Origin of the sequence: Pseudomonas sp. EL_65y_Pfl1_R83 (assembly GCF_963970695.1) — a bacterium.
In the GTDB taxonomy this organism is placed as follows: domain Bacteria; phylum Pseudomonadota; class Gammaproteobacteria; order Pseudomonadales; family Pseudomonadaceae; genus Aquipseudomonas; species Aquipseudomonas tritici.
Genome location: NZ_CAXAQI010000002.1, coordinates 358,301 through 383,007, shown reverse-complemented (window position 1 = coordinate 383,007; position 24,707 = coordinate 358,301). Strand labels below are relative to the sequence as shown.

Below are 24,707 nucleotides of genomic sequence, written 5' to 3'. Positions count from 1 at the left end.
GGTCCTTATGCGTTTAACCGGTCTGACACACCCGTGGGTCTTCGGCATGCTTTGCGGGGTCGCCAGCAGTGCGGTGATTGCCGCCAGCAGCGGCCAGGACAGTGCCCGGGAGGAAATCGCCGCGCAGGCAAAAATCCTTGAGCCGGCGCTGCTGGAAACCCGCCGCGACATTCACGCCCACCCTGAATTGGGCAATACCGAAACCCGCACGGCCGAGCGGGTCGCCAAGCAGCTGCGCGACCTCGGCCTCGAGGTGAAAACCGGCGTAGCACGCACCGGCGTTGTTGCCGTGCTCAAAGGTGCCCTGCCCGGCCCGACCGTCGCCCTGCGCGCCGACATGGACGCGCTGCCCGTCAAGGAAGTCGCCGACCTGCCCTTCGCCTCGAAAGCCAAGGGCACCTACCTGGGCAAGGAAGTCGACGTGATGCACGCCTGCGGCCACGACGCCCACGTCGCCATTCTGCTGAGCACTGCGAAGATCCTGACCGGCATGCGCGAGCGCCAACCAGGCACTCTAGGGCTTTTTTGTGGGGCCGGGCTTGCTCGCGAATGCGGTGGGACAGCCAGAATATCTTTGACTGACACTGCGCATTCGCGAGCACGCCCGCTCCCATATTGGGTCACGGTGTATCAGTTGGTCAGCGTGGCACCCTCCATTTTCTGACGCAGGCTCAGCGGGCGCATGTCGGTCCAGACGTCTTCGATGTAGGCCAGGCACTCTTTCTTCATGCCGCTCTTACCTACCGTCCGCCAGCCTTCCGGCACGGCTTTGTAGTCGGGCCATATGGAGTACTGTTCTTCATGGTTGACCACTACCTGAAACAGGATGTCGTCGCGGTCAAATACTGAGGTCATTGCTGTTCTCCATCGCTAAAAGGCTGGCTACGCACGGCGCGCAGTACTGATATCTATAGAAACGTATCAAGTTGCAAAAAAATTAGAGGCTGGCGACCGCCGCCGCCAACGCGCGACCGAAGATATCCGCCACCCGATCAACTTCCGCGGCAGTGATCACCAGCGGCGGCAGGAAACGCACGACGCTCCCGTGTCGACCGCCCAGTTCCAGGATCAGCCCGCGCTTGAGGCATTCGCGCTGCACCAGCGGCGCCAGTTGGCGATGCACGGGTGGATGGCCTTGGATATCCAGTGCGCCATTCGGCTCAACCAGTTCGACGCCGAGCATCAGCCCGCGACCGCGAATATCCCCCAGGTGCGGGAAGTCGCGCTGCAGGATGCGCAGGTGTTCGCCCAGGCGCTCGCCCATAGCCGCTGCGTGGCCGGCCACGTCGTGGTCCTTGAGGTAGCGCATCACCGCCGATCCCGCCGCCATCGCCAGCTGATTGCCACGGAACGTACCGGCATGCGCGCCCGGCAGCCAGGTGTCGAGCCAGTCGCGATAGACCACCACCGCCAGCGGCAGGCTGCCGCCGATGGCCTTGGACATCACCACCACATCCGGGATGATGCCGGCGTGCTCGAAGGCGAACATCTTGCCGGTGCGACCGAAACCGCTCTGGATTTCATCCACGATCAACGCCACACCCGCTTGCTCGGTGATGCGACGCAGGCCGCGCAGCCAGTCCAGATCAGCCGGAATCACCCCGCCCTCGCCTTGCACCACCTCGACAATCACCGCCGCTGGCAGCAACACACCAGCCTCCGGGTCATTCAGCAGGTTTTCCAGGTAATGCAGGTTGACCCGCACGCCTTCCGCGCCACCCAGGCCGAACGGGCAACGGTAGTCGTAGGGGTACGGTAGAAATTGCACGCCGTTACCCAGCAAAGCGCCCAAAGGTTTCTTCGGCCCCAGGCTGCCCATCAGGCTCAAGGCGCCCTGGCTCATGCCGTGGTAACCGCCCTGGAAGGACAATACAGTGCTGCGACCGGTGGCGGTGCGCACCAGTTTCAACGCGGCTTCCACGGCATCGGTGCCGGTAGGGCCACAGAACTGGATCTTCGCTTCCCGCGCCAGCGCTGGCGGCAACAGGCCGAACAAGTCCTGCACGAACTGGTCTTTGACCGGCGTCGTCAGGTCCAGTGTGTGCAGCGGCAGCTCATCGGCCAGCACTCGCTGGATAGCTTCGATCACCACCGGGTGGTTGTGCCCCAGCGCCAGGGTGCCGGCGCCCGCCAGGCAATCGATGAAACTGCGGCCTTCCACGTCTTCCACGTAAATGCCCTTGGCGCGTTTGAGCGCCAGGGGAATGCGCCGTGGGTAGCTGCGGGCGTTGGACTCCTGCTGACGCTGGCGGGCGAGCAGCGGGGTTTCGTCGAACTGGTAGAGCGTTTCATGTACCTGGGCGTCTTCGATACGGCTGGTAGCGACTGACATTTCTCGATCCCTCAATACGCTGATGGTGGTGACCAAACTGCCGATCCGCTGGCGTCTGGCCCCGAGGGAGCGTGCGAACGGATTTACTGTTCTGGAAACGCACCAGCGCCGACGGGATTTAGGGCCGGCGATCGTTAACTGATGCATGAAAAACCAAATATGGGAGCGCGCTCGGAATCAGAGGCCGCGGTATTTTTCATTCAGCGCATACAAAATCGCGCAGGTCTCGCCATCCAGAAACCCACAACAATCCCGCGCCCTGAAGTGCATCTGAAACGCCCGCGTCCGCTGTTGAAACCCCTGCCGGTTCTTCGCAGGAGCGTACCCGAATCGCTGAAATGCCCGCTCCACCTCGGCTTCCCGTGGCAATCCGGCACAAAAGCGGCGCTGATACATCGCCCGCGTCGCTTCATCAAACCAGGCCCCCAGCCCCGCTTCATGCAGGCGCTGCCACGGCAGCCGGGGCCCGGGGTCACTCTTGCGCGCGTACGCCACATCCGAATGCCCGAGGATGTCCGTGGGCCCAACCTGTGGGTAACGCCCGAGAATGTCGCGCACTAACACAATCAACATCTCAATTTGTTCCTCACCGTACTCAGGGAACGTGAACACGCCGCCGTCATCGCGCGCCAGGTTGACGATCTCGATGCCAATCGAGCGGCTATTGAGGTTGTCGCGCCCTGCCCAATGGCTGGCCCCGGCATGCCAGGCGCGCTTGTCTTCCTCCACCAAGCGCAAGACACGCAACTCTTCATAGCCAGCCGCGCGGTAGCTGGGATCGTTTGGGTCGGGCAGCAGATAGTGCGCACTCACCCCATCCTGGGTGAGGGTGCGCAGGGAGGAGCCAAAAGGCGCCGCGGTGTAATGCAGGATGACCTGCCCCACAGGCTCACCGTTGCGTTCGTTAAAGCCCGTAGCAGGAAAACTGGTATCGATGACCAACATAAGAACCGTCCTTTTCAATAAAGGCTGAGTCGTTCAGCCCGTTCAAGCGCAAAAAAATTACCGCCATCCTGAAGACTTGAGCGTCAGGAGGGCGGTAACTATTTGGCACGTGAAAGAAAAGTGGTCAGCGCCGCAGCGGCATGCCCAGGTCGACGCGCAGGCCATCCGGTTGGCTGTCGAATTTCAAGGAACAGGAACACCGCTGCACAATGGCTTGCACGATCGCCAGCCCCAAGCCGCAGCCTTCGCTGCTGCCATTGCGCCAGAAGCGTTGGGTCAGGTATTGCAGGTCATCGGCGCAAATCTGCGTGCCGTGGTCACGCACGCGGAACACCACGTTGTCGGTGTCGGTGAATACACTGAGTTCCACCCGCGTATCCGCCGGCGTGTGACGCAAGGCGTTGTCCAGCAGATTGCGCAGGGCTGCGACTGCCAGGCCCACGGGCATTTCCACCGGGGTGGCGCAAAGATTGTCCGGCAGGATCAGGTCAATGCGCGAATTGTCGCCGGCATTCGCATCCTGGATCGCCAGGCGTGCCACTTCTTGGGCGCTGGACTGCAGCCCATCGTCGAATGACAGGCTGCCTTCCACGCGCGCCAGCAACAGCAACTGCTCCAGGGTGCGATGCAAACGGTCGGCGCCCGCCTCGGCATGGGCCAGGGACTGATCGCGGGCCGCGCCGTCGGTCATGCGCGCCACTTGCAGGTGGGTCTTGATCGCCGTCAATGGGCTGCGCAGTTCGTGGGCGGCGTCACCAGTGAGGCGGCGTTCGCGCTCGATGGTCTTGGCGATACGCTGCAACAGTTGATTCTGAGTGTCGAGCAGCGGTTTGAGTTCGCTGGGCAATGGGTGGATCTGCAGCGGCTCGAGAGAGTCGGCGCTGCGCCGCATCAAGGCGTCACGCATGCGGTTGAGCGGCAGCAGGCTCTGGCCGATGCCCAGCCACAACAAGCACAGGCAGCCGAGCATCGCCACACCCACCGGCACCGAAGCGGCCAGCAGGATCGACAGGTTCAGCGCCTCACGTTCCACTTGGCGGTCGGCGGTGGTGATCAACAGGTCGCCACGGGACAGGGTAAAACTGCGCCAGTTGACGCCCTCGATCACCTGGTCACGAAAACCACTCTGGCGCGATTCCAGCCCTTCATCCGGCGTGGCGTGGCTACGCGCCAGTACTTCACCGCGCAAGGAGCTGACCTGGCACGCCATGCCCCCCGGAACATTCAATTGCGCCCCATGGAAATGCGCGTCGCCACCCACACTGGCGAGGCCCGGCATCTGCTCGGTCAGCCCCGCCACCATGCGCGCCGACGCCACCAGGCGTTGGTCGAGGGAGAACATCATCTGGTTGCGCAGATCACTGAGCATCCAGGCCGCCGCCAGGGCCCAGATCAGCACAAAAGCGGCGCCCAGCTTGAACGTCAGTCGCAGGCGCAGGCTTTTCACGACGCGTCCTCGCCCCCGTCAGCCGAGCCCAGGCGATAGCCGAGGCCGCGCACGGTCTCGACAATGCCATTGCCCAATTTTCGCCGCAGGTGGTGGATGTGCACGTTGAGCGCGTTGCTTTCCAGCTCATCGCTGAAGCCGTAGACGCTGTCCTTGAGTTGCTCACTGGAAAGCACACGGCCTTTGTTATGCAGCAGGGCTTGCAGCAACGCCTGTTCACGGCGTGACAGGTCCACTGGCTGGCCACCCAGGAAAGTTTCGCGGCTGCTCGGATCGTAGGCCAGGCGACCGTGCTCAATCAGGTTGACGCTGCGACCCGCCATGCGCCGCAGCAGAGTCTGCAGGCGCGCGGCAAGTTCGCGCAGGTCGAAGGGCTTGAGCAGGTAGTCGTCGGCGCCGGCTTGGAGGCCGTCGACGCGGTTGGTCACCGAGTCCCGTGCGGTCAGGATCAGTACCGGGATTTCCAGGCCCTGGCTGCGTAGTTGTTGCAGCAGCTTGAGGCCATCTTCGTCCGGCAGGCCGAGGTCGAGCACCATGATGTCGAATGTCGCCGCCTTGAGCATGGCGCGCGCCGCGCCAGCCGAGGCCACGCGCTCGACGGTAAAACCCTGGGCGGTCAGGCCGGCCACGATGCCGCTGGCGATCAGTTCGTCGTCTTCACAGACCAGTACGTGCATGGTGAACCCTTCATGAAAGATGGGGGGATTAGAAGTCCAGCGGATTAAGCGCAGATTATGCCGCTAAATGATCCACACTCCCTCTAGAATAGCCCCGGTTAATCATCGGTTAATCAACGCCACACATTGTGTGCCTACTTGCATCGAACTAAGGCTTGACCATGCGGCATCTGTTTACCTTTCTGCTGGTGTTGTTCGCAGGGTTTGCCCAGGCCGCGCCAGGCAACCCGTTTGAGACCAAACCCGATTTCCTTCCGGTGGGCAAAGCCTTCACCTTTACCTCCGAACGTCTTGAAAGTGGCGAGACCCAGCTGTATTGGCAGATTGCCGACGGTTATTACCTGTACAAGCAGCGCATGAAGTTCGATGGCCTAACTGAAAAGCCCGCGCTGCCGCAAGGCGAGGCCCATAGCGATGAATTCTTCGGTGACCAAGAGGTGTATCGCCAAGGCCTTGAAGTGAAGATCCCGGCCGGCGCAACCGGCCAGATCAAGCTCGGCTGGCAGGGCTGTGCCGATGCGGGCCTGTGCTATCCGCCGCAGTCGATCACCGTGGACCTTGGCGGCAACCCGGCCGTCGCAGCGACTGCTGAAGCTCAGGACCAAAGCCTGGCCAGTGGCCTGCAACAACGCAGCCTGGGTTGGAGCCTGTTGCTGTTCTTCGGCCTAGGCCTGTTGCTGGCGTTTGCCCCCTGTTCGCTGCCGATGCTGCCGATCCTCGCTGGTCTGGTCGTCGGCAGTGGCGCCAGCCCGCGTCGCGGTTTTGCCGTGGCCAGCAGCTATGTGGTGTGCATGGCGCTGGTGTATGCCGCACTGGGCGTACTGGCCGCGCTGCTCGGCAGCAATCTAGCCGCGCTGTTGCAAACTCCGTGGATCCTCGGCAGCTTCGCCGCCTTGTTCGTCATCCTTGCCCTGCCGATGTTCGGCTTCTTTGAACTGCAACTGCCCGCCGTCCTGCGCGACCGCCTGGACAACGTCAGCCGCCAGCAAAGCGGTGGCAGCCTGGTCGGCGCCGGGGTGCTCGGCGCACTGTCCGGCCTGCTGGTGGGCCCATGCATGACCGCGCCGCTGGCCGGTGCCCTGCTCTACATAGCCCAGAGCGGCAATGCGCTGCACGGTGGCCTGATCCTGTTCGCCATGGGCATCGGCATCGGCATCCCACTGTTGTTGCTGGTCACCGTGGGTAATCGCTTCCTGCCCAAGCCGGGCACCTGGATGAACGTGCTCAAGGGGGTCTTCGGGTTCCTGTTCCTCGGCACCGCCGTGCTGATGCTGCGCCCAGTGGTTGGCGAAAGCCTGTGGATCGGCCTGTGGGGCGCACTCGCGCTGGTGATGGCTTACTGCGGCTGGACGCTGGCCCGCGAATACGGCCTCGCGGCCAAGGTGTTTGGTGCCGGTTCCCTGGTGCTGGGCCTGTGGGGCGCCGTGCTGATCGTCGGTGCAGCCGGCGGCAGCGATGACCTGTGGCAACCGCTGAAAGTCTACGGCGGCTCGCAGACCGTCGCTGCACCGACCGCCCACGACGCGTTCATGACCATCAAAGAACCCGCCGTGCTGCAAAGCCAACTCGACAGCGCCAAGGCACAGGGCCAATGGGTGCTGGTGGACTACTACGCCGACTGGTGCGTGTCGTGCAAGATCATGGAAAAACAGGTCTTCGGCAAACCCGACGTCATGGACGCCCTGAAAGACGTGCGCCTATTGCGCCTCGACGTTACCGCCGACAACGCCGCCAGCCGCGCGCTGCTCGGCCGCTACAAAATCCCTGGCCCACCGAGCTTCGTGTGGATCGGTCCGGACGGTGAAGAACGCCGCGCGCAACGCATCACCGGCGAAGTCGATGCCGCCACCTTCCTGCAACGCTGGACGCACACCCGGGACGCCCTTTGATGCTGACCCTGACCATCGGCACCTTCGCCATCGCCCTGAATCACTTGCTGCTGATCAGCGCGCTGATTCTCGCCACCCTGGTGGGCTGGCGCGTGGCCAAGCGTGGCGGTGAAAACCCGGAATCGGTGCTGTTCAGCCTGTTCCTGCTGGCGATGCTGGTCGCTCGCGTCACCTTTGTACTGATGTACTGGAGTGATTACCGGCACGACCCGTTGCAGATGGTCGACCTGCGCGACGGCGGTTTCCTCGCCTGGCCCGGCGTGATCGCTCTGGTACTCGGCGCCCTGGCCTACGGCTGGCGGCGCCCGGCCCTGCGCAAGCCATTGAGTGCTGGCGTGATCACCGGCCTGGTGTTCTGGGGCGTGACCAGTTTATCCCTGAACCTCTACGACAAAGGCTCGCAACTGCCGGACATCACCCTGCGCAATGCCCACGGCGACGTGGTGCAACTGGCCGACTACAAGGGCGGCCCGCTGGTGATCAACCTGTGGGCCACCTGGTGCCCGCCGTGCCGTCGCGAAATGCCGGTATTGGAACGCGCCCAACACCACCGTCCCGACGTGACCTTCCTGTTCGTCAACCAGGCCGAAAGCATGCAAAGCGTCAGCACCTACCTCGCGACACAGGGCCTGACCCTCGACAACGTGCTGTTCGACGCCAGCGGCCGCCTCGGCCAGGCCGTGGGCTCGATGGCCTTGCCCACCACCTTGTTCTACCAAGCCGACGGACGCCTGATCAACAGCCACTTGGGTGAACTGTCCCAAGCCAGCCTGGCCCGCGCCATGGAACCCTTCGACTTCGCTCCCGCTGCCACAAGGAAACCAACATGCCACGCCTCCGCCACCTGCTGACCCTGCTGCCGCTGACGCTCGCCGCCGCCCTGGCGCAGGCCGAAGACTGGCCGGCGCCGATCAAAAAGATCGAGGCCAAGGGCGCCAAGATCCTCGGCAAATTCGACGCCCCCAGCGGCCTCACCGGCTACGCCGCGCAGTACCAGAACCGTGGCATGGCGTTGTACCTGACCGCTGACGGCAAAAGTGTGATCGCCGGCAACCTGTACGACGCCCAAGGCAACGACCTGAGCACCGCGCCCCTGGAAAAGCTGGTGTACGCACCGATGGCCAAGGAAGTCTGGGCCAAGATGGAAAAAAGCAGTTGGATCCAGGACGGCGACGTCAACGCACCACGCACGGTCTACCTGTTCAGCGACCCCAACTGCCCGTACTGCAACATGTTCTGGGAACAGGCACGCCCATGGGTAAAAGCCGGCAAAGTGCAGTTGCGCCACATCATGGTCGGCATTATCCGCGAAGACAGCCCAGGCAAATCCGCCGCGCTGTTCGCCGCCAAAGACCCGCAAAAAGCCTTGGAAGAACATGAAGGCGCCGGCAAAGGCAGCAAGTTGCAGGCACTGGACAAGATCCCAGCCAATATCGAGGCCAAGCTTGATGCCAATATGAAGTTGATGGAGGAGCTGGAGTTATCGGCGACGCCGGCGATTTTCTATCTGGATGACAAGGGGGGGTTGCAGCAGCAGCAAGGGGCGCCTTCGCCAGATAAACTGGTGAAGATCATGGGGCCAAAGTAAGCGCATCCGAACCGGTCAACTTTTAAAAAAACGCCCATGCAACTTGCATGGGCGTTTTCGTATGTCGCTACAACCAGAATGTAAAGAAGTCAAAAAACATGTAGTCCCCACTGCGTATCTCTATACGCCCGATTTTTGAGCTCCCGGGTGCGCTAAAGTCCACCCAGCCCTGGAGCGGAGCCCCCTGATTGGCTCCATTCAGGTTCACCCCCCCCAAGTAGACACCCGACGCACTGTAGAAGGTGAGTTGCGTTGGAAGGTGACTCCATGTGTAAGCGAACATCACTCTCCTGCATTCGAAAGCTAAATCCAGGCGTAGGAGTTGCAGAGATGGCGCTTGGTCGGCGCCGTTGCACAATACGATTGCTGGCCCCTCCAACAGCCCCGGGGTAGCGAAGTACGTTGCGATACCCGCTGGACCAGGGCCTGAAATGAAGTTGATCTCCATCGTCGGAGTAGTAATGCTCTGCCCCGCCAAGATAAGTCTGTCGGCCACTCCAGTGAAGTGTTCATAACGAATCTCGGGTGGTGCTATTAACTCCAGTACCCGCGATGGGCATACCACCGCATTGCTCTCAATTGAACTGCCGTCCGGCGTGACTTTGAAGGTGAGGGTCAGGTTGGTTTTGTCCTTCAACTTGTCCAACTCGGATCGCAATACAGGACTCGCCACCCCTGCTGTTTCCTCTGCCACCTTAATCGCTCTGGCCGCGTACACATTGAACGCGTAAGGATTGCCGTTTTTATCCGTCCCGGCTGCCTGCAGCCAGCACTTCTGCCCTGCCCGCAAGAACCACATCGGATCTTCGAGAGCACTGGCATTCCCAATAAATGTTCTCAGGTCCAGAACGGCATTCTGAGTCTTGGGCGGCGTCGCCTCCAGCACGTTTGGCGTTTCCAGTCGCACAGGCAAACTGATGTTTAAGTTCAAGGGCGGTGAGGTCTGCACCTTGCAGGCGGTGGTGACGATGGAAATGATCTCCACTACTTTACCCATGCTCTCGATCACGGCTTCCGGTGGCAGAGGAAAGATGACCGGCCCCGAAACACTGCCGGATTGGGATGCCAACGGCCAGCAAGTACCATCAGGCTTTTTCCAGCAGACGCTGATGGTGTGCTTGGGGTTATTGCCGACATAATTTACTTCAACCTGTACGCCATTGCGCCCGTTGTAAGCGGTCAATTGGTCAAGCACCGCTTCCCTCACGGTGGGTTCGATCAGCACCAAGGGCTCCTGCTCGATTTTGAAGGTTTGAACAGGGAATGCGTGCGCGCTCGCCACATCACATTTGTCACAAAAACTCGCCGCAAAGTGCAGGTCGAATTCGCTGCAATCCGCCAGATTTTGCAGCTCAACCCTGAGGATGGGGGCATCAACGCCCTTAGCCTTCCAAGCGTCTGTAACAGGCGCATCCATCAAAATATCAAAACGCAAAGCACTGCCGTCTTCACGCTCACCCGTAATCCACATCCAACAACATTTCGCACACTCGGCATAGGCCCAGACAGGCGTAAAACCAATCGCGTCCATTGGGAATGTATTGAGATCTACGACGTCGCCCGTTGCCTGTTCGACCTCAGCGTGAGGAAATTGGGGCAGCGACACATTAATCACTCGCTCAGGTGATTGTTGTGATCCATTGCTGTTGGGGAATTGCACGGTGTAGGTCAGCGTCATCGCCTTGTTAAAAAAGCAGGCAATGACACAGGGCGATAGCTCGATGGTTGCCAAGTCCCCGTCGTTTGCAATTGTCACGCATCCAAGTGGCTTACTCGCATAACCCAGCCCGCTCACATAAAAACAGATTTGGTCGTCTGCATAGGTGTCCAAGCCGGGAGTGTCCACGTTCCCTCCCTGCTTGGTGAGTTCCGGGTTAAGGCACCAGTCTTCGTTGAAAAATGCGGACTGCCGCAGATGCGCAGGCTGAAGATCAAGGCCTTGATCCCCAATGAAAGCAGCCGTGCGGCGATGTTGGATTTGAAGGGCATTTCTCGGAAGACGGGTCTCTTCATCAGGATTAGTAACGTCAGCTGGAGGCTGGGCCGTTTCGCCACTCGTGATGTAGGCGCATTGCAGGGTCATTGACTCATAGAGCGGTATTTGTCGCGCCAGCCAAGTACGTCTAACAGCATGAGTGAGTTCGCCCGAAGCTATATCCTCAGCTGTTAACGCATATCCATCAGCCACTGTATAGAAAACGGGCTTTCCACTGAATTGCTGAGTCACAAGGGTGCAGTAAAATCTATCATTTACTTGGGCAAGATAAGGAATCTCCGTCTTGACGATGCCGTCCCCTTTGAAATCGTGCATGTCAATGACAGGTGAGTTTTGATAGATTTTTTCGTGAAGAAAATAAGGTGCGTACTTTTTACTTTCGTTGGCTTGGTAAAACTCGATCAAGACTTCTTTGTTCAAAGAAGCGGCTACCTGCCCTTGCACTTTCCCGGTATACGAAATGACGAGCGTTTTCCCCATTGCCGCCGTCATGTAACGCAGTGGAATTTCAGTTTCGTCGGCGCCAGACACACCGCCTGAATACACAATATCCTCGAACGCCAGCCCAGGTGTTTCCTTGGTGCGGAAGCTGGCGATAATGGGTTCATCCTTGTCCATTCGTGAATCAAATGTCAGGTATGAACCCACCATGCGAGAGGTCGCAACCGTTCCGTTCTGCTCACTGGAAACTAACGGACTGTCTACTTCAAGAGCTTTGGGTTTTGGTCGCTTGGGTGTTGGCGCTCTGATAACGTTAGAGGGTGCGTTCGACGCCGGGACTTTCTTAGCCATGGTAAGAACTCCTTGTTCCAGGGGCTGTTCCCTTGGCTCGATCTGAAGCCAAGGGTCTCCCTTAAGTGAGCGCTGTTGGCATCCGCTCGCCTACTGTCAGAATTAACAGTTCTGACAAACGGCCCCCTCACAACCCCTCCAACTCCGCCATCAAATCACTCAACCGATCCACCTTCTGCGCACTGATCTCATTCCCCGCCAGCCCTTCGATATATCCAGCCAACTCCGCCACCGTGCTGCACTCGAACATCGCCCTTAGCGGTACATCCCGCTGCAAGGTTTTCTGCACCCGCGAGGCAATCTGCGTCGCCAGCAACGAGTGCCCGCCCAGTTCGAAGAAGTTGTCCTGCACCCCGACCCGTTCGACTTTCAGCACCTCGGCCCAGATCGCGGCCAAGGTGGTTTCCAGTTCGTTGCGTGGCGCCAGGTAGTCCTGGCTGTGCAACTGGCCGATCTCCAGGGCCGGCAGGGCGTTGCGGTCAAGTTTGCCGTTGGCGTTGTGCGGCAGGCGGTCGAGCCACAGCCAGTGCAGCGGCACCATGTATTCCGGCAACTCGGCGCGCAGGCGTTGCTTGATGCGGTCGAGGCGTTCGCTTGGGTTGAGCGCTTCGTCTGCGGCAACGAGGTAGCCAACCAGATGCTTGCCGTTGACGCTCTCCTGCACGCCGACCGCCGCGTCGCGCACTTGCGGTTGCTCGTGCAGGCGCGCTTCGATTTCGCCCAGTTCGATACGGTAGCCGCGAATCTTCACTTGGTGGTCGATACGCCCGACGTATTCCAGCACGCCATCGCTGCGACGCCGCGCCAGGTCGCCGGTGCGGTAGAGGCGCTCGCCCGGTGTGCCGAAGGGGTTGGGCACAAACACCGGGGCGGTGCGCAGCGGGTCGCCGACGTACCCGCGACCGACGCCCGTACCGGCGACGCACAACTCGCCCACAGCGCCTTGGGGCACCAACTCCAGCGCACCGTCCAACAGGTACAAACGGTTGTTGTCGGTGGGCGTACCAATCGGCAGGTAAGTGCCACGGGTAGACGCCAGGTCGACACGGTAGAACGCCACATCGTCCGAGCATTCCGCCGGGCCGTAGGCGTTCACCAAACCAATCTGCGGGTAGCGCAGCAGCCATTGGTGCGCCAGCTCCGGCGGCATGGCTTCACCGGTGGGTAGCATCCAGCGCAGGCCGTTCAGGCTGATAAGGTCCTGGGCCAGCATGCCCTGGATCAGGGACGGCACGCTTTCCAGCACGGTGATGCCTTGGGCCTGCACATGGGCGAGCAAGCCTTGGGGATCATGGGCAATCGTATTCGGCACGATATCCACCCGTGCGCCAAACAGCGGTGCTGCGAGGAATTGCCACACGGAAATATCGAAGCTCTGCGAAGCGGTTTGCGCAATCACATCGGCATCGCTCAAGGCCAGGTACGGCGCCTTGCTCAACTGGTTATTGAGCATGCCGCGCTGTTCGACCATCACGCCTTTGGGCAGGCCGGTGGAGCCCGAGGTGTAGATCACGTAGGCGAGGTTGTCCGGGGCGCTGTAGACACCTGGGTTTTCGCCACGCGCAGGGATTTCCTCCCACACCAGCAACTGGCAGTCGAAGCCTTCAAGCAACTCGATGGCCTGCTCGCGACTGGCCTCGGTGCACACCAGCAACGGTGTGCGGCTCAGGTCAAGAATGCGGCTCAGCCGCTGGCGCGGCAGGCCGGGGTCCAGCGGCAGGTAGCCGGCACCCGCCTTGAAGCTGCCGATGATCATGCCGAGCAAATCAAGGTTACGCTCGGCCAGCAACGCCACCGGTTGATCAGCGCCCACGCCCGCCGCAATCAGCGCGTGGCCCAGGCCGTTACTGCGCCGGTTCAACTCGTCGTAGGTCCATTGCTGATCAAGGCAACTGGCGGCGACGCGCTGCGGATGCGCGGCCACCTGCGTTTCGAACAGCTCGACGTAGCTGCGCTCCAGCGGGTAGTCGTGTTCGCTCTGGTTGCAGCCCTCCACCAGGAACTCGCGCTCCTGCTCGCCAATCAGCGGCAGGTCAGCCATGTCGCCATGGAAGCCCTGCACCAGCGCCAGCAGCAGGCGCTTGAACTCGCCAAGCATGCCTTGCACGGTGGTTTCGTCGAAGTAACGCTGGTCATAGGACAGATGCAAACCGAGGTCGTCGCCCGGATAGCACACAGCCGTCAGCGGGAAGTTGGTGTGGGTGCGGCCAGAGTCCGAGGTGGCATTCAGGCTTTGTGCGCGGTCCAGCACCGAGACGTCCACCGGGGCGTTTTCGAACACGAACAGGCTGTCGAACAGCGGCTGGCCCTTGGGCAGTTCGCTGTGTTCCTGGATCGTCACCAGCGGCAGGTATTCGTACTCGCGCAGCTGCATATTGCTGTCGAGCAGGCCGCTCAACCACTGGCGCACGCTGCAACGCTGGTCATCCTCGGGCAGTTTCACCCGCAGCGCGATGCTGTTGATGAACAGGCCCACCGTGCGTTGCATCTGCGGCATGTCCACCGGGCGCCCGGCCACAGTAACGCCGAACACGACGTCGCGATCCCCGCTCAAACGGCGCAGTACCAGGGCCCATGCCGCCTGGGCGAACGTGTTGACGGTCAGTTGATGCGCCCGGGCCAGTTCGCGCAATTGCCCACCGTCGCGGGCGTCGAGGCGGGTGTAGCAGTCGCCCACCACCATGGCGCCGCTGTGGCCCGCGTGTTCACGCAGGAACGGCCGGTCGCTCAGGATCGGCGTGGTGCGTTCGAAGCCTTGCAGGTTCTGCTGCCACCACTGGCGTGCCTCATTCAGGTTCTGGCGTTGCAGCCAGGCGATGTAGTCGCGGTAGCGCGGTGGCGTGGCCAGTTGCGCGTCGCGGCCTTCGCCGAGGGCCATGTAGATCTCGAAGAAGTCATTCATCAGCAACGAACGGCACCAGGCATCGATGAGGATGTGGTGGTTGCTCATCATGAACCAGTAACGCGCTTCGCCGACGCGGATCAGGCGCAGGTGGAACGGCGCCTGGTTGAGCAGATCGAAACCGGCTTCGCGCTCATGCTTGAGCAAGGCTTGCAGGCGCGGCTCCTGTTCGCTTTCCAGATCGCTGCTCCAGTCCAGGTACTCGACCGGCGTGCTGCCCGGTTTGTGGATCACTTGCAGCATGTCTTCGCCAACGTTCCAGCAGAATGAGGCGCGCAAGGCTTCGTGGCGGGCGATCACCGCTTGCCAGGCCTGGGCAAAACGCTCCGGGTCCAACGCGCTGTTGATGCGGTAGCGGTCTTGCATGTAGTAAAGGCCGGTGCCCGGCTCCAGCAGGGTGTGCAGCAGCAGGCCCTCCTGCATCGGGGTCAGCGGGTAAACGTCTTCGATGGCACTGGCCGGTACCGGCAAGCTGTCGAGTTGTGACTGGGTCAGGTGCGCCAGCGGGAAGTCGGACGGCGTGAGGCCGCCGGCGGTGTTCTCAAGGCAATGCACGACCAGGCTGTGCAGTTCGGCCAGATACGCATCGGCCAATTCGCGAATGGTGTGCTGATCAAAGCGCTCACGACTGAAAGTCCAGCGCAGCACCAGTTCGCCGCCGTACACCTGGCTGTCGACGCTCAACTCGTTGGGCAACGGCGCATCCGGATCATGGGCCAGGCCCGCGGACTCATCCAGCGGGTGGAACAGTGCATCAGCGCCAAAGCTCTGGTCGAACTGGCCGAGGTAGTTGAACGTGATCGGCGCGCTCGGCAGTGCGGCCATGGTCTGCTTGCACAGGTCATCCGCCAGGTAACGCAGCACGCCATAACCCAAGCCTTTATGCGGCACGGCACGCAGTTGTTCCTTGATCGCCTTGATGGAATCGCCCTGCCCGGCTTGCGGGGTGAGGCGCAATGGATAGGCACTGGTGAACCAGCCGACACTGCGGGTCAGGTCGACCTCATCGAACAGGGTTTCGCGGCCGTGGCCTTCCAGCTGGATCAGCGCCGAAGCGTGACCACTCCAGCGGCACAACACTCGCGCCAACGCGGTCAGCAGCAAGTCGTTGACCTGGGTGCGGTAGGTGCTCGGGGCCTGTTGTAGCAGTTGTCGGGTGTGTTCGGCATCCAGGCGCACGCTGACGGTGTCGGCGTCGCGGTTGCGCAGCAAACCTTGCGGGCGTGCCACCGGCAGTGCGGCCTGCGGGCCGGCCAGTTGGTGCTGCCAGACGCTCAACTCTTCGCGCAGGGATTCGCTGCCGGCGTAGGCCTGCAAACGCGCGGCCCATTCACGTAGCGCACTGGTCTTGGCTGGCAGGCTGACGGATTGGCCGTCGCTCAGTTGGCGGTAAACGCTTTGCAAGTCTTCGAGCAATACACGCCATGACACGCCGTCCACCACCAAGTGATGGATCGCGATCAACAGGCGCTGCTGGCCCTCGGGCCCCTCCACGAGCAAGGCGCGCAGCAACGGGCCGTGTGCCAGGTCGAGGCTGCGCTGGGTGTCGCTGAACAGCGCAATGCACGCGTCCATGTCACGCACTTGCGCCTGCATCAACACACCACCCTGCGGTACGGCGAGGTGTTCGGCGTGCCATTTCGCGTCGCGCCGGGTGAAGCTCAGGCGCAGGGCGTCGTGGTGTTCCAGTACCGCCAGCAGCGCTTGCTCAAGGCGGTGCGGGTCAAGCAGTTGCAGCGGTTTGAGCAGCAGCGCCTGGTTCCAGTGCTGACGCTGCGGGATCTCGGTGTCGAAGAACCAATGCTGGATCGGCGTCAGGCCCGAGCTGCCCGTCAGCACGCCTTGCTCAGCGCTGATGTGCTCAGCGCGCGTGGCGACAGCGGCCAGGGTTTGCACGGTCTGGTGCTGGAACAAGTCGCGCGGGCTGAAGTGAATGCCCGCTTGCCGCGCACGGCTGACCACCTGGATCGACAGGATCGAGTCGCCGCCCAGTTCAAAGAAGTTATCGTCCAGACCGACTTGCTGCACGTTCAGCACTGCGCACCAGATCGCCGCCAATGTGCTTTGCAGCTCATTGCGGGGCGCCACGTACTGTTGGCGATTGGCCTCAGGGTCGGGTTGCGGCAAGGCACGGCGGTCGAGTTTGCCGTTGGCGGTCAGCGGCATACTGTCCAGCACGATCAAGTGCGCGGGCACCATGTAGTCCGGCAGCTGCGCCTTGAGGTGGGCCTTGAGCGCGTCGCGCAACGCGCCGTGGTCTGCGTCGCTGACCAGGTACGCCACCAACTGTTTGCCGCTTGGCGAATCCAGCGCCAGCACCACCGCTTCGCGCACGCCGTCGTGCTCCAGCAGGCGGGTTTCGATCTCGCCCAGTTCAATACGGAAACCGCGAATCTTCACCTGATGGTCGATACGCCCCAGGTACTCCACCAGGCCATCGGCGCGCTGGCGCACCAGGTCGCCGGTGCGGTACAGCCTCCCGCCGTGCGTAGCGAACGGATCCGCAACGAAGCGCTCCGCCGTCATGCCCGGGCGCTGGTGATACCCCTGGGCCAGACCGGCGCCGCCGACGTACAGCTCGCCGGTCGCACCTTGCGGCACCAACGCCAGATCGGCGTCGAGAATATAGGCCACGCGGTCACCGATGATGCTGCCGATTGGCACGCTTGCAGCGCCCTCCTCCAACTGTTCGGGCGCGAGGCTCGCCAGCGGCATCACTACGGTTTCGGTCGGGCCGTAGGCGTTGAAGAACATCTCGGGCTGGAACGCTGCGCGGATGCGCTGCAAATGCTCACCCGTCAACGCTTCGCCGCCAGTGATGCACATGCGCACCGGCAAGGTCTGCTGCTGAGTCGCCAACCACTGCGCCAGCTGGCTGCCGTAGCTCGGCGTGAAGCCCAGTACAGTGATGCGATGGGTGCGGATCAGCGCGCAGATTTCTTGCGCGTCCCACTGGCCCTGGGCACGCAATACCACCTGGGCCCCGCTGAGCAGCGGCACCAGCAAACGCTCGGTGGCGGCGTCGAAGTTGATCGAATAGAAGTGCAGTTCACAGTCGTCGGCGCGCATGCCGAAACGCGCGATCACCGCCGTGCAATGCATGGCGATTTCACCGTGGCACACCACCACGCCCTTGGGCTTGCCGGTGGAGCCGGAGGTGTAGATAAGGTACGCCTGGTGTTGCGGCAGGCTGATAAACGGCAACGCATCGGCCGGGTAGTTGGCAAGCAGCGGCGCGTCATCTTCCAGGCACCAGCGCGCCACGGTTGCAGGCAACTCGCCGAGGGCTTCAAACATCGCCGCATCGCTGAGCAGCAGGCCGATGCCGCTGTCTTCGATCATGTAGTGCAAGCGGTCCAGCGGGTATTCGGGGTCCAACGGCACGTAGGCGCCTCCGGCCTTGAGGATCGCCAGCAGGCCGATGACCATTTCCAGGGAACGCGGCAGCGCCAGGCCGACGCGCACCTGCGGGCCGACGCCACGCTCGCGCAGCATCCAGGCCAGGCGGTTAGCGCGGGCATCGAGCTCACGATAGCTGAGGCTAACGCCGGCAAAGGTCAGCGCCGGTGCATCGCCACGGGCTGCCGCTTGCTGGCTGAACAGTTGATGAATGCACTGATCAAGGCGGTGCTCGCCTGCTTCGGCGCCCAGGCTGTCCTGCAACGCGTGCTGTTCGGCGGCCGTCAATAACGGCAACTCGCTGAGGCGCCGCTGCGGATTGGCGATCAAGGCTTCCAGCAGGTTGCGCCAATGTCCGGCCATACGCGCAATACGCGGTTCGTCGAACAGGTCGGTGCTGTAGGTCAGGCAGCAACCCAGGCGATGGTCGAGGTCGGTGACTTCCAGATTGAGGTCGAACTTGGTCGCGCGGGCATCGTTGGCCAGGTACTCGACAGTCATGCCGGCCAGTTGGCGGCTTTGCTGGAACTCCCAGCGCTGCACGTTGCACATCACCTGGAACAGCGGGTTGTACGCCGCACTGCGCGGTGGTTGCAGGGCTTCCACCAGGTGGTCGAACGGCAGGTCTTGATGGGACTGGCCTTCGATCACCGTATGGCGCACGTGCTCAAACAGTTCAGCGACGTTCATCTGCCCATTGAGCTGGCAACGCAGCACCTGGGTGTTGAGGAACGCGCCGATCAGCCCTTCGCTTTCCGGGCGAATACGGTTGGCGACGGGGGCGCCGATGCGCAGGTCGGTCTGGCCGCTGTAGCGGTAGAGCAACACGGCCAGGGTGGCGGTCATGGTCATGAACAGGGTCAGGCCGCGCTCGGCATTGAAGGCACGCACGCGGGCGGCCAGGTCATCGCTGAGGTCGAAGCGATACAGTTCACCCTGATGGCTTTGCACCGGTGGGCGTGGGCGGTCGCCGGGCAGTTCCAGCAGCGGATGTTCAGTGCCCAGTTGCGCGGTCCAGTAGTCGAGTTGGCGCTGACGCTCGCCGGACTCCAGCCACTGACGCTGCCACACGCTGTAATCCAGGTATTGAACCGGCAACGGCGCCAGCGGCGATTCGCGCTCGTCGATAAAGGCTTCGTACAGCGCGCTGAGTTCACGGGCAAAGATGTCCATGGCCCAGCCTTCGGTGACGATGTGGTGCAGGGTCAGCACTAGGTAGTGTTCCTGCTCGCCAGCCTTGACCAGGCAGGCACGCAGCAACGGCCCGGTTTCCAGGTTGAACGGCGTGTGCGCTTCATGATCAGCCAACTGCTGCAGACGCTGCTGGCGCTCGGTTTCGTTCTGGCCTGAGAAATCCTGCCAATCCATGCGCAAGCCGGTCTGCGGCGAGACCTTTTGATAGGCCACGCCGTCGACGCTCGGGAAGGTGGTGCGCAAAGTTTCGTGACGCATGATCAAGGCCTGCAACGCCGCTTCGAAACGCCCCACATCGAGCACGCCACGCAAGCGCGCCATGCCGCCGACGTTGTAGGCCGGGCTGTCTGGCTCCATCTGCCACAGGAACCACATGCGCTGCTGGGAATAGGACAACGGCACCGGTTGGCTGCGGTCGACCTTAGCAATAGCCGTCTGCTGGTTGCGTAGGCCCGACGCCTGGATCAGCCTGACCTGCTCGGCAAACGCGCCCAGCTCACTGGCTTCAAACAAGGTGCGCAACGGCAACTCGACGTCACACGCCTGGCGGGTGCGCGAGATGATTTGCGTGGCCAGCAACGAGTGGCCGCCGAGGGCGAAGAAGTCATCGCCCAGGCCGATTTTCGGCCGTCCGAGGACTTCGCGCCAGATAGCTGCGATCTGCTGCTGCAAGGGGGTTTCGGGTTCAATGTGCTCACGGGTTTGCCACACCGGCTCCGGCAACGCGCGACGGTCCAGCTTGCCGCTGGGGCTCAGGGGCATGGCGTCGAGGCGCATCAACAGCGCGGGCACCATGTACTCCGGCAGCTCGGCGGCCAGGGCGGTTTTCACCTGCTGATCGTCCAGCGCGACATGGGCGGTGTAGTAGCCGATCAACTGCGTGTCACGCACCAGCACCACGGCTTGGGCGATGCCGTTCAGGGCCAGCATGCGCGCTTCGATTTCTTCCGGCTCCACGCGGAAACCGCGCAGTTTGACCTGCTGGTCGAGACGGCCCAGGTACTCAAGCACACCCTCGGCGCTCCAACGGACGCGGTCGCCGGTGCGATAAAGGCGCGCCCCCGAGTGGTCGGCGACAAAACGCTCAGCCGTCAACCCGGCGCGCCCCAGGTAACCCCGGGCCAGGCCGATACCGCCGATGCACAGTTCACCCGGCACACCCAGCGGCACGGGGTTGAGCTGATCGTCCAGCACGCGGCAGATCACATTGCCCAGCGGGCGGCCAATCGGCGAGCGCTCGCCGTCTTCCACGCGGCAGTGCCAGTGGGTCACGTTGATCGCGGTTTCGGTGGGGCCATAACGGTTGTGCAATTGCACCGCCGGTAGCTGCGCCAGGACGCGGTTGCGCAGCTCGGCGGGCAAGGCTTCGCCACCGGAGAACAGGCGGCGCAGGCTGGTGCATTCGGCGGCCAGCGGTTCGTCGATAAACAGCTGCAGCAGCGGCGGCACAAAGTGCAACGTGGTCACGCCGTGTTCCTGCACCAACTGCGCGATACGGTGCGGGTCGCGATGCTCGCCAGGGCCGGCCAGCACCAGGCGGCAACCGGTGATCAGCGGCCAGAAGCATTCCCACACCGACACGTCAAAACTGATCGGTGCCTTTTGCATCAGCACATCGGTGCCATTCAGTTGATAGGTGGCCTGCATCCACTGCAAGCGTTCGGCCAGGGCCGCATGGGTATTGCCCACGCCTTTGGGCTGGCCGGTGGAGCCAGAGGTGTAGATCACGTAGGCGAGGTTATCGCCGTGCAGGTGCAGGCCAGGCGGCTGGGTCGGCCAGCTGTCGAGGTGCAGGCTGTCCATCGCAATCACGCAGACGCCGCAGGCAACTGGCACGTGGTCCAGCAACGTGGTCTGGGTCAGCAGCAGATGCACGCCGCTGTCCTCCAGCATGTAGGCCAGGCGCTCGGCGGGGTAATCCGGGTCCAGCGGCACATAGGCGCCGCCGGCCTTGATGATCGCCAGCAGGCCGATCAGCAGTTGCGGCGAACGCTCGGCGGCGATCGCCACGCACACGTCCGGGCCGACACCCTTGTCACGCAGGTAGTGAGCCAGGCGATTGGCCTGGGTGTGCAATTGGGCGAAGGTCAGGCTGCTGCCCTGCCAGACCAGCGCGGTGCTGTCCGAGGTGTGTCTGTTGAGCAGCTCCGGCAGCCATTGCTGGGCGGGCGCGCACGGCGTTTCACTCCACGGTTGCTGCTCGTCTTCCTGCATCAGCTTGAGGTCGCCGATGGCTTGCTGCGGCTGGTCACACGCGGCTTGCAACAGGTTGATGAAGTGCTCGGCCAGGCGCTGGATGGTCGCGCTGTCAAACACTTCGTCGGCGTAGTCGAACGACAGGCTCAGGCGCCCGTTACGGTCTTCTTCGCTGTGCAGTTGCAGGTCGAACTTGGCTTCGCGACTGTGCCATGGCAGCTCGTCGGCAAGCATGCCCGGCAGACGGCGCAAGGCGCTGAGGTCGCGTTGCTGGTGATTGAACATGACCTGGAACAGACCCTGCTCGCGCGCTTGCGGGAAGGCTTCCAGCAGTTGTTCGAACGGCAGGTCCTGATGGGCCTGGGCACTCAACGCAGCTTGGCGAGTCGCGGCCAACAGTTCGTTGAACGGCAGACAAGCGTCCAGCTCGCCACGCATGACCTGCGTGTTGATGAAAAAGCCGATCAGGCCTTGGGTTTCGTGGCGCGGACGGTTGGCGTTGGGCACGCCGATGCGGATGTCACGCTGACCGCTGTAGCGGTAGAGCAGGCTCTGGAATGCTGCCAGTAACACCATGAACGGGGTGGATTGGTTGGCCTGGGCGGTCTGGCGAATCGCCTCGCTGAGGTGCACGCTAGTTCGTACGGTATGACGCGAAGCGCTGTTCCGGTGTTGCGCCGAGCGCGGGTGGTCGGTGGCCAGGCTCAAGGTTGGATGTTCTTCACCGAGTTGCGCTTTCCAATACGCCAATTGGCGCTGACCTTCACCTTCGGCCAGCCACTGGCGCTGCCAGCTGCCGTAGTCGGCGTATTGCAGGGCCAGCGGCGGCAGCTCAAGGGTTTCGCCCTGGGTTGCGGCGGCGTACAGGCGTGAGAATTCGTCGATGAGGATATTCAGCGACCAGCCATCCGCGATGATGTGGTGCAGCGTCACCAGCAACTGGTGATCTGCATCGTCCAGGCGTACCAGGGTCACCCACAGCAGCGGGCCTTTTTCCAGGTCGAACTGGGTGCGCGCTTCGTCTTCGCGAATCTGTTGCGCGCGGGTGTCACGCTCGGCCACGGGCAGGTCGCTAAGGTCGATGACTTGCAACTCGAAATCCGCTTTGGCATCGATGCGCTGGAAGGCCTGGCCGTCGCGTTCGTAAAAGCGGGTGCGCAGGACTTCGTGGCGCTGGACCAGTTGTTGGAAGCTCAAGCGCACGGCGTCTTCATCCAGCTCGCCGCGCAGGCGCAGGGCGCCGGGGACGGTGTAGGCGCTGCTGTGTGGGTCCAGTTGCCAGGTGATCCACAGGCGGTTTTGCGCCAGGGATTGGGGCAGGTCTTCCTGGCGTGACAGGCTATGAATGGCGCCTTGGGCGACGCCGCCGTCCTGCTGCAACTGCGCAACGTTGGCGGCAAAGCCTTCCAGGGTTGGCGCTTCGAACAGCATGCGCAGGTTCAGCTCCAGGCCCAGTGTTTCACGCAGGCGCGCGACCACCTGGGTGGCGGTGATGGAGTTGCCGCCGAGCAGGAAGAAATGGTCATCGGCCGCGACCGTCGCGACGTGCAGTTGTTCGCACCAGATCGCGGCGATCTGGTTTTGCAGTTCGGAGTCCAACGCTGCATCGCTGCCCTGCACGTGCAGATCAGGAAACTGCGCATAGCTGTCGAGGCTGCCATCGACATACCGCAGCGCACACGCCGCACGTTGCACCTTGCCGCTGGAGGTCTTCGGCAAGGCACCCGGATTGAGCAGCACCACCACGCTCGGCGCCTCCTGATACGCCTCGGCGACGGCTTGGCGGATCGCCTTGATCAGCGCGTCGGGCGGCAGGATTTTCTGCACGCTGCGGCTGATTTCAGCGGCAATGCCGATGCCTTCCAGGCCTTGGTCATTCACTGCAAATGCCGCGACCCGGCCTTTGCGTACGACTTCCACTTCGCGCTCGATGGTCTGTTCGATGTCCTGCGGGTACAGGTTATGGCCGCGCACGATCAGCAAGTCTTTCAGGCGGCCGGTGATGTACACCTCGCCTTCGCGGATAAAGCCCAGGTCGCCGGTACGCAACCAGGTACGGCCGGCGTGTTGCACGAAGGTAGTGGCGGTGGCCACGGGGTTGCGCCAGTAGCCGTGGGCGATGCTCGGGCCGGTGGCCCAGAGCTCACCGACGTTATTCTCGGCCAGTTCGGTAAGGGTGTGCGGGTCGGCGATCAGCACCGCGTGTTCGGGTTGGCTGGTGCCGCAACTCATGATCGCACTGCCCTGCCCCGGCTCGGCACGGTTGGCAGCCAATGCCTGCTCGTCGACGCGCAGCGCCGGGATGCCATGGCCGCGAATGCCACCCGCGACAAACAGGGTCGCTTCGGCCAGGCCGTAGGACGCGAAGAAATTATTCTGGGTAAAACCGCAGGCCGCGAACTTCTCGGCGAAGCGTTCCAGGGTGTCGAGGCGGATCGGTTCGGAGCCGGAATAGGCCACGCGCCACTGGCGCAAGTCCAGGCGTTCCAATGCCGACTCGCTGACCCGCTCGCTGCACAAGCGGTAGGCGAAATCCGGGCCGCCGCTGATAGTGCCGCCGTATTCACTGATCGCTTCCAGCCAGCGCAATGGCCGACCGAGGAAGTACGCCGGCGACATTAACACGCAGGGCACGCCGCTGAAGATAGGTTGCAGCAGGCCGCCGATCAGGCCCATGTCGTGGTACAGCGGCAGCCAGCTGACGATCACGTCATCCGGGTTGAGGTCGATGCCAAAGCCGCGACGGATCAGCACTTCGTTGGCCACCAGGTTGCCATGGCTGACTTGCACGCCCTTGGGCAATGCGGTGGAGCCGGAGGTGTATTGCAGGAATGCGATGTCGTCGGGGTGCAGGTCGGGGGCGATCCAAGTGCCGGCACTCTGCAGGGTATCGATGCTCAATACCATTGGGGCGTTTTCGATCTGCGCCAAGCCATCGGCGAGGCTGGCGATGGTCAGCAGCAGGCGCGGCTCAGCATCGCGGATGATCGACAGCAGGCGTTCCTGATGGTGACGACGGGTCGACTCCGGCGGGTAAGCCGGCACCGCAATGACGCCGGCGTACAGGCAACCAAAGAACGCCGCGACGTAATCCGGGCCGCTGGGGAACAACAGCACCGCACGGTCGCCCAGGTCCGCATTGGCTTGCAAGGCTGCGGCGATGGTGCGGGCGCGCAGGTCCAGGTCGCGGTAACTGAGCACAACGCTGTGTTCGGCCGACTCCGCGAGGAAGCGCAGAGCGACCTGGTCCGGCGTCTGCACGGCGCGACGTTGAAGGGACTGGACCAGCGTTAGGGGAAGTTCGAAGGCGTCCATCATGAGGTTCCTGCCTGAAATCGGCTTGCGGGAAA

The 24,707-nt window shown here is 62.5% G+C and carries 10 protein-coding genes and 1 pseudogene; 4 read left to right on the top strand and 7 right to left on the bottom strand.

Features of this window, described 5'->3' with window-relative positions; genetic code table 11:
* Positions 1-7: 7 nt before the first annotated feature.
* Positions 8-517 (top strand): annotated as a pseudogene (locus AACY08_RS03925) (M20/M25/M40 family metallo-hydrolase); the annotation flags it as partial.
* Positions 518-630: 113 nt separating this feature from the next.
* On the opposite strand, the gene AACY08_RS03920 reads toward AACY08_RS03925, so the two are convergent.
* The 5 genes from AACY08_RS03920 to AACY08_RS03900 all read right to left on the bottom strand — a co-directional run bounded on the left by AACY08_RS03920 (position 631) and on the right by AACY08_RS03900 (position 5,401).
* Positions 631-855 (bottom strand): MbtH family protein, encoded by a 225-nt coding sequence (locus tag AACY08_RS03920; protein WP_339468194.1) that lies wholly within the window; start codon positions 853-855, stop codon positions 631-633.
* A gap of 82 nt (positions 856-937) precedes the next feature.
* Positions 938-2,332 carry an aspartate aminotransferase family protein gene (locus tag AACY08_RS03915; RefSeq protein WP_339468192.1) on the bottom strand — a complete coding sequence of 465 codons (1,395 nt, stop codon included), beginning with the start codon at positions 2,330-2,332 and terminating at the stop codon, positions 938-940.
* A gap of 177 nt (positions 2,333-2,509) precedes the next feature.
* Positions 2,510-3,277 carry an N-acetylmuramoyl-L-alanine amidase gene (locus tag AACY08_RS03910; protein WP_339468190.1) on the bottom strand — a complete coding sequence of 256 codons (768 nt, stop codon included), beginning with the start codon at positions 3,275-3,277 and terminating at the stop codon, positions 2,510-2,512.
* Positions 3,278-3,401: 124 nt separating this feature from the next.
* On the bottom strand, positions 3,402-4,724 hold the full coding sequence (locus AACY08_RS03905; RefSeq protein ID WP_339468188.1) for an ATP-binding protein: 1,323 nt from the start codon (positions 4,722-4,724) through the stop codon (positions 3,402-3,404).
* Entirely contained in the window at positions 4,721-5,401 is a 681-nt protein-coding gene (locus AACY08_RS03900; RefSeq protein ID WP_339416552.1) for a response regulator, read from the bottom strand. Before AACY08_RS03900 ends, AACY08_RS03905 begins: the two co-directional genes overlap by 4 nt.
* Positions 5,402-5,562: 161 nt before the next feature.
* On the opposite strand from AACY08_RS03900, the gene dsbD reads away from it, so the two are divergent.
* Genes dsbD through dsbG form a run of 3 tightly spaced genes read left to right on the top strand, consistent with a single transcriptional unit; the run spans position 5,563 to position 8,878 of the window.
* On the top strand, positions 5,563-7,290 hold the full coding sequence (dsbD, locus tag AACY08_RS03895) for a protein-disulfide reductase DsbD (RefSeq protein ID WP_339468186.1): 1,728 nt from the start codon (positions 5,563-5,565) through the stop codon (positions 7,288-7,290).
* Complete coding sequence (locus AACY08_RS03890) at positions 7,290-8,141, top strand: TlpA disulfide reductase family protein (RefSeq protein ID WP_339468184.1); 852 nt, start codon at positions 7,290-7,292, stop codon at positions 8,139-8,141. Before dsbD ends, AACY08_RS03890 begins: the two co-directional genes overlap by 1 nt.
* Positions 8,117-8,878, top strand: a complete 762-nt coding sequence (gene dsbG / locus AACY08_RS03885) for a thiol:disulfide interchange protein DsbG (RefSeq protein ID WP_339468182.1) — start codon at positions 8,117-8,119, stop codon at positions 8,876-8,878. Before AACY08_RS03890 ends, dsbG begins: the two co-directional genes overlap by 25 nt.
* Before the next feature lie 67 nt (positions 8,879-8,945).
* On the opposite strand, the gene AACY08_RS03880 is transcribed toward dsbG, so the two are convergent.
* Positions 8,946-11,666, bottom strand: coding sequence for a hypothetical protein (locus tag AACY08_RS03880; RefSeq protein WP_339468180.1), 2,721 nt, complete (start codon positions 11,664-11,666; stop codon positions 8,946-8,948).
* 127 nt (positions 11,667-11,793) lie between these two features.
* The gene (locus AACY08_RS03875; RefSeq protein ID WP_339468178.1) at positions 11,794-24,675 is read right to left on the bottom strand and encodes a non-ribosomal peptide synthetase; all 12,882 of its coding nucleotides are present in this window, start codon (positions 24,673-24,675) and stop codon (positions 11,794-11,796) included.
* Between the last annotated feature and the right edge of the window lie 32 nt (positions 24,676-24,707).